The sequence below is a fragment of the Tissierellales bacterium genome, from assembly GCA_025210965.1.
Taxonomy (GTDB): Bacteria; Bacillota; Clostridia; order Tissierellales; family JAOAQY01; genus JAOAQY01.
On sequence record JAOAQY010000217.1, the window covers coordinates 1 to 6,739 of the forward strand.

6 protein-coding genes are annotated in these 6,739 nt (G+C 32.2%); 3 read left to right on the forward strand and 3 right to left on the reverse strand.

The window, feature by feature from the left end:
• Positions 1–130 precede the first annotated feature (130 nt).
• Genes N4A40_15840 through N4A40_15850 form a run of 3 tightly spaced genes read left to right on the forward strand, consistent with a single transcriptional unit; the run spans position 131 to position 3,759 of the window.
• A complete protein-coding gene (locus N4A40_15840) occupies positions 131–2,251 on the forward strand; it encodes a BglG family transcription antiterminator (GenBank protein MCT4663325.1) in 2,121 nt (706 codons plus the stop codon).
• Positions 2,248–2,511 carry a PTS sugar transporter subunit IIB gene (locus tag N4A40_15845; protein MCT4663326.1) on the forward strand — a complete coding sequence of 88 codons (264 nt, stop codon included), beginning with the start codon at positions 2,248–2,250 and terminating at the stop codon, positions 2,509–2,511. Before N4A40_15840 ends, N4A40_15845 begins: the two co-directional genes overlap by 4 nt.
• Positions 2,512–3,759 carry a PTS ascorbate transporter subunit IIC gene (locus N4A40_15850; GenBank protein ID MCT4663327.1) on the forward strand — a complete coding sequence of 416 codons (1,248 nt, stop codon included), beginning with the start codon at positions 2,512–2,514 and terminating at the stop codon, positions 3,757–3,759.
• A gap of 79 nt (positions 3,760–3,838) precedes the next feature.
• On the opposite strand, the gene N4A40_15855 is transcribed toward N4A40_15850, so the two are convergent.
• The 3 genes from N4A40_15855 to N4A40_15865 form a co-directional block, all read right to left on the reverse strand.
• Positions 3,839–5,482, reverse strand: coding sequence for an ATP-binding protein (locus N4A40_15855; GenBank protein MCT4663328.1), 1,644 nt, complete (start codon positions 5,480–5,482; stop codon positions 3,839–3,841).
• 222 nt (positions 5,483–5,704) lie between these two features.
• Entirely contained in the window at positions 5,705–5,929 is a 225-nt protein-coding gene (locus N4A40_15860) for a BhlA/UviB family holin-like peptide (GenBank protein MCT4663329.1), read from the reverse strand.
• Positions 5,930–5,934: 5 nt separating this feature from the next.
• Positions 5,935–6,468: a sigma-70 family RNA polymerase sigma factor gene (locus N4A40_15865; protein MCT4663330.1), complete on the reverse strand. Its 534-nt coding sequence runs from the start codon at positions 6,466–6,468 to the stop codon at positions 5,935–5,937.
• Between the last annotated feature and the right edge of the window lie 271 nt (positions 6,469–6,739).

The window sequence follows — 6,739 nt, forward strand, 5'->3', positions numbered from 1 at the left end:
GCTGTGAAAGAAGCACTTAGTTTTGAGTAGTATAATAATGCTATGAGGCGAACAAAGTATAAATAATATACTGTTCGTCTTTTTTTGTGTGATAAAATAAGCTTATAATACTGAAGAGAGTGAGTTATATATGATATTAAAAGAGCGTCAGGTACAGATGATAAAAGAAATACTCAAAAATACAGACAAAATAGATACTTTGTTTTTGAAAGACAAGTTCAGCATATCTGAGAGAACTGTAAGAAATGATTTAAAAGATATTGATGGATATTTAGAAAGTGAAGGGCTACCAAAATTAAGTAGATCAAAAAAACTAGGAATAAGCATGGATGTATCAGATATAGTTAAAGATCAATTGGTCCAGAAACTTAAATTGGTTGATGACAGCGAATATGTGCTCAGCCCTGAAGAGAGAATGCATGCGATATTATTATTCTTGCTAACAGCTAAAGAGAGAACGTCGGTACAGGAGATTGCTGATAGACTTGATTTTAGTAAAAATACTCTCGTAGAGGATGTAAAAAGATTAGATAAGTACTTAGATACTAAGTCTTGTAGCATAAGCAAGAAGAGAAAGCTTGGTATGAAACTAGAAGCGAGTGAATTTCAAAAAAGACAATTGTATATAGAATTGTTTATAAAACACTTCAATATAGGTAAATGGGCGATAGTATCAGGTAAACTAAAGGATATTGGCAGCGATTTTCACATGGTTTTACAAAAAGAGCTTGAGGAGCTTTTAAGACATTGGAATATGGAGAAGCTCATATCATTTACTGACAATCTACAGAAAAAACTGAAACTGAGATATACAGATAGCAGTTTAAATACTTTAATACTAGCTGTGGTACTTAGCAATCACAGGTACAAAAATGGGTGCGAGATTGAACTTCCACTATTTCAGGTGCAAACCATAAAATTATCTCAGGAATATAAAGCATTAGAAGAATCATTAGATGAGAGCTTTAATTGGTTTGAAAATTCGAGCCATGAAAGAGCATTTATAGCAATGTATATGCTTAGCAACAAAATATTAGAACAAGAAGAGGGCAGTGTTTTCAGCGCTTCACTAGAAGATTTAAAAGAGACAACTCAAACAATGATACGAGTATTTGAAGAAGATCAAAATATAAATTTAGATGTCAAAGAGAGAGAGAAGCTTCTAAAGGGACTCATGCTTCATTTAGAACCAGCTAGTTATAGAATGAGGTACAATATAGCTATCACAAATCCTATGCTAAGTGCTATAAAAGATAAGTACAGGGATTACTATGATTCAGCAAGTAAGGCGTGTATGCATTTGTCACAAAGATTACATCTCATAGTTCCTGAAGAAGAGGTGGCATATGTAGCTATATATTTTGGCGGAATAATGGAGAGTAGAAGGCAGAAATCTCTAAAGGTTATGCTAGTTTGTAATGCTGGTATGGCCACTGTAAGAATATTGGAGACTAGGCTTTTAGAGGAATTTCAGGATATAGATATAATAGGACATCAGAGTTACTCTGAGTTTAGAAAGAAAAAATGGTCTGATGTGGACATAATAATAAGTACATTAGATATAGATTATAGGGAGAGACCAGTAGTTGTAGTTCAGCCAATGTTAGAAGAAGAGGATGTGCTAAGACTTAAGAGGTATTTTTCTCAGAGAGTGGTCAAAAAAACTCAAAGCGCAAAATTTAGTTCAGATGAAATAATTGATATAGTGGAAAAGTATGCTACAATTCATGCGAAGAAACCTTTGAAAAGAGCTATAGAAAGCTTGATGAGAGGTGAGCGCAAAAAAGACAAGAAGTTAAGTGAGTTGTTGATGCCAGATCATGTAGTTTTGAATCAGAGTGCTGAAAATTGGCGAGAAGCGGTTAAACTTGCGACATCGAGGCTCATATTTAGTGGTGATATACAAAGGTCGTATGAAGAGGCTATAATAAAAAATATAGAGAGGCTAAAGGCTTATGTAGTTATAAAACCGCAGGTTGCATTGCCTCATGCGAAGCCAAAAGATGGGGTAAATAAACTAGCTATGTCATTTGTTAGCCTTGAAAAAGGGGTGAATTTTGGACATAGTCACAACGATCCAGTAAGATTGATTGTTGTATTAGCTAGCGACAATTCATCTAGCCATTTGAAGGCATTAGACACTCTTATAAGAATTATAAAAGATCCAAAGAGAGTAGATGAGCTTATAGAGGCTAATACTTATGATGAAATAATAAGTATTATAAAAGCTGAGGAGGAGAATGAAATATGAAGATATTAGTTGTCTGCGGTATGGGGCTTGGGAGTAGCCATTATTTGCTAATGGAGGTAATAGATTGGATTAAAAAGCTTGGAATAGAAGCAGATGTAGATAATTGTGATTTGTTTACAGCTCAAAATGAAACGGCAGACGTATATATTGGGGCAGATTATATAATTCACATGATAGAGGGAGATGGAATAAAGATAGGTCTTGACGATTTGCTTGACTCAGAGGAACTCGGGCAAAGACTTGGAGAGTTGGTGGAATAGATGGATTGGATAATGGAACTTGGGGTCAGTTTGTTAAAGAGTAGTTTCATATTGGTCGGTATTTATGTAGCACTTGGATGTTTACTACAGAAAAAGTCTTGGCAAGTTACTATAAGTGCAGTATTTAAATCGGCTATATCACTTATACTTATGTCGATTGGCGGTGGAGTGATTGGGGAATCACTTATGAGTCTAGGGTATTTATTTCAAAGAAGTTTTGGTCTTATAGGTATAATTTCAAGTAATGAAAGGCTAGCAGCATATACTGAAACTAGATTTGGTCATATAATATATAGTGTAATAATAGTTGGAATGATAGTTAATATTGTGATGGCGAAAAAAACTAAATTTAAGTATATATTTTTGACTGGACACCAGATGATATATATGAGCTGTGCTCTTACCATTGGTCTTAGCTATGTTGGCATACCAATATGGGGTGTAGTAGCTATAGGCGGAATAGTATTAGGTATCATGATGAGTGTATTTCCTTCGCTTATCCAGCCATATACAAAGGAAATTACGGGAAAAGAAAATATAGCTGTAGGTCATTTTTCTACGGTAGGTTTTTTTATAAGTGCGAAAATCGGGGAGTTTGTCAATAGACCAGAGCAAAAGAGGGAGAAAAAGATGGGCTCATCACTCTTAGTCGACAATCTTCTCGCAACAGCTATAAGTATGGTGCTGTTATTTACACTAGCGGCTATAATAGCTGGAAAAACTTATGTACAAGATGTTACCAATACTTACTATATAGTATTTGCAATAAAGCAAGGTCTTTATTTTGCAACAGGAGTGTATATAATACTCACGGGTGTTAGAATGATGATTGGAGAAATTATAACTGCATTTAAGGGTATTGCGCAGAAAATAGTTCCCGATGCTATTCCAGCTTTGGATTGTTCTATATTGTTCCCGTATAGACAAGATAGGATGATGATTGGTTTCGTATTTAGCATGATAGGTGGAATTGTTGCAATGTTTATAGCAGGAAGTAGCAGTGTATACGCAATTATCCCATCATCTACTATTTGCTTTTTCAGTGGTTCGGCAGCCGGACTTTATGGTCATGTAAAGGGCGGAAAATTAGGTGCAGTTGTGTCTTCTTTAATTTTTGGTTTATCTATAGGATTATTGCCACTTTTACTGCTTCCAATGATGCGAGAGAGTGGATTTTATAAGGTCGCACTTGGTGAGTTTGATTTCAATGTTGTAGTTATGATTATTAAGGGGATTTTTGGAAAGTAGTATTTTTAAGTAGCATTTTTAAGTAGCATTTCTGAGTGGCATTTTGAATAAGTAAATAGTGAAAAACATCCAAACAATGTTAAATGTTTGGATGTTTTTTTTCTGGAAATTCAATATAGAAATGCACACCGCCATCTAATGCGTTTTTAAGCTCAATATGTCCTCCGAGTTTAGATACCACAGAGCTATAAACCAAATGTAAACCGAGTCCTATGTGATGTTTGCTTTTTTTAGTAGAAAAGAATGGTGTAAATATTTTATCTGAGAGTTCTTCATCTATACCAATACCATTATCTTTATATTCTATACAAATAGAATCGTTTTTTTGATTTCGATATATTAAGATATCTATTGTTCCATTTTTCATACCATCAAATCCATGATCAATAGTATTGGAAACCAAATTTTTAAATATTTGAGACAAGGCAATTTTATCCGAGTAAATTTTTATGTCATCATGTGAAACTATATTTAATTTATGACCATCCTTTTTTAGATTAGCTATGTCTGAAGCTAAAATATCTGAAATATAATCCTTCAAATCCAAAAACGCTATATTTTCAAGTTCTTGATTGGCAGATAATAGCTTGAATTTTTTTACTAAGTCAGAGACTGTATCCAAATTTGATTTTAGAGCATCAAGAGCTGCACTAGATTTTTCAATAAATATAGCGACATCTTTTTTAGAGAGAACTCCTGCTTTGTATTTATTTGCAAAATGATTTTTTGTATCAACTAAAAATGTAGCTAGGGTGATACTTGTTCCAATAGGTGTATTTACTTCATGTCCGATATCAGAGGTTAGTCTTCCTAGCGCAACTAATTTTTCAGCTAAAATGAGTTGTTCACGAATTTCATTTTGGACAAACAAAGCTTGTTCTAGATTATTTCTAGATTTTATGAGATTTACAACATATAGATAAGATAAAAAGCCCATAAAAAATCCCAGAGCTATAAGTATATAAAAAGTATTGGTTTTACCATCATAGTCGTTTTTGTAAGATATGAATATATCCCATTTAGTATTTGGGAGTAAAATAGAACTCACTATGGTATTTTCACTGAAAAATTCACGATTTGAAACTATAGACTTTTGTTTGCTGTCAACCTGAACTATTCTTAAATTATAAGTTTTTAGAGCCTCTTTTATACCAGTTATTTCTATGAATTTATCATAATTAGCTACATAACTAATTTGTGTCAATGGACTAGAATTACTATAAGTTGTATTTACAGGAACCCTATAAATCAGACCTTTTCCACCTTGCGCTAGAGAAACAGGACCATCAATAGCCATTTTTCCAGTGGTATAAACATAACGTACAGCTTCATATTGAGACGGTATGGTTGATAGATCTAGAGCCAAAGCTGTTTCGTTTCCAGCCTTTGGATATACGTATTTTATTTTTGCACCTTCTATTAAAGTTATATTTCGAATGACTTTATCATCAGAGCTGATTAGATTTGAAGAATAATATTCGAATTCGCTCTCTTCTAGATTAGGATTTACTTTAATGTAGGCGACAATTCCATTTATATTTCTCATATGACGATTGAGCTGATTTTCTATCTGTCCTTGAAGTATATTTAGACTACTTACTAGCTCTCGTTTTTGAACTTCAATAGCTTTTTTGTATTCTAAATTAGCAGCTATTATAAACAAAATCAAAACTAGTGCATATGCAATTAATCCTGCAATGTGTTTACTTGCTTTTTTCCTCAAAAAATCACCTCACTTACAAAATATTGTCTTTTTTATTTATACCCAAAAAAGTATCCAAAAAATTTATGATACGATACGGAAATTTTTTGGATACTTTTTAATATTTGGTTCAATGCATTTGTTAAGGGAAAAAACGTATTTTATTTGAGACTATTTAGTCTCTCGATAATAAAATACGAAAAAACTATTAGATTTGTAAACGTCTAAAAATTATTTTTTTAATTATTTTTCTAAAATAACTTTTATTTCTTCGACATCTTTTTTTACATCTTCAACTACATTGAATTTTTCAGAAAGAGTTGTAATGATATCTTGATATTTGCTTTCACGCTCTTCCTGTCTTAAATCACGTTTTTCCTGATTTTTTAAAATATAATAAATCAGTCCTACACTCAGCGCTGACCAGACGCCTTGAGTTGCCGCGAGCTCTAAAATCTTTGATTCCACTATTATCACCTCCAATCATCTTTAAAAAGTACTTTAAGTGTTTCTAGTGCTCGCTTTCTAGTGCTATTTACTGCTTGCCTTGATACATTTAACTTTTTTGAAATCTCAGAATCAGAATAACCTTCAAAATATCTCATGAACACTACTTGTTTTTGAAGATCAGTCAAAGTTGAAATAAAATCGTGAAAGTGTAAATCACTTTCTGATGAATCTAAAGCTATAGAATTATTAAGAGTATGTACATCGGATACTAAAAGTAATTCTTGCCTATTTTTCAAATGCTTTCTATAGAGATCAATTCTTTTGTTGTTTAAAGAATCGTATATATAGTTTACAAGTCTTCCTTCATCGCTTTCTGAAAATCTTTCTAATTTTATATTGTCTATTAGCTGAATAAATTCGATGATTAAATCTGTTTCAGCCTCCGGATAATACAATTTTCTAGCAAATTTTTTAAAGCACATTTCAAATTTTTTGATTAAAGCTATTACATCTTCTGAACTTCCATTTTGGGCATTCTTTAGACAGTGATACAACATATTTACTTCATCCTTTCTCGTCTAAAATTTTCTTCCCAAAATATAACTTTCTCTTAAAAGAACTTTTAAGACTCCTTCTCAATAAATAAACACGAAAACTAAACCTAATTTGTAAACGTCTAAATCAAAGTTTTTTACTAATTTAGTAAACGAATAAATTTTATTCAGAAAAGAGTCTGACTTATTATATTTGAAAGAAAAAGGCTTATCATATATTTATAAAAAAATACAACAAAAAAATGCTGTACATGAGCGGAAGTTGACAAAAAAC

Bases quoted from the DNA above. Each gene is read 5' to 3' on its own strand.
- N4A40_15840 (MCT4663325.1), top strand. From the start codon at position 131: ATGATATTAAAAGAGCGTCAGGTACAGATGATAAAAGAAATACTCAAA.
- N4A40_15845 (MCT4663326.1), top strand. From the start codon at position 2,248: ATGAAGATATTAGTTGTCTGCGGTATGGGGCTTGGGAGTAGCCATTAT.
- N4A40_15850 (MCT4663327.1), top strand. From the start codon at position 2,512: ATGGATTGGATAATGGAACTTGGGGTCAGTTTGTTAAAGAGTAGTTTC.
- N4A40_15865 (MCT4663330.1), bottom strand. From the start codon at position 6,468: ATGTTGTATCACTGTCTAAAGAATGCCCAAAATGGAAGTTCAGAAGAT.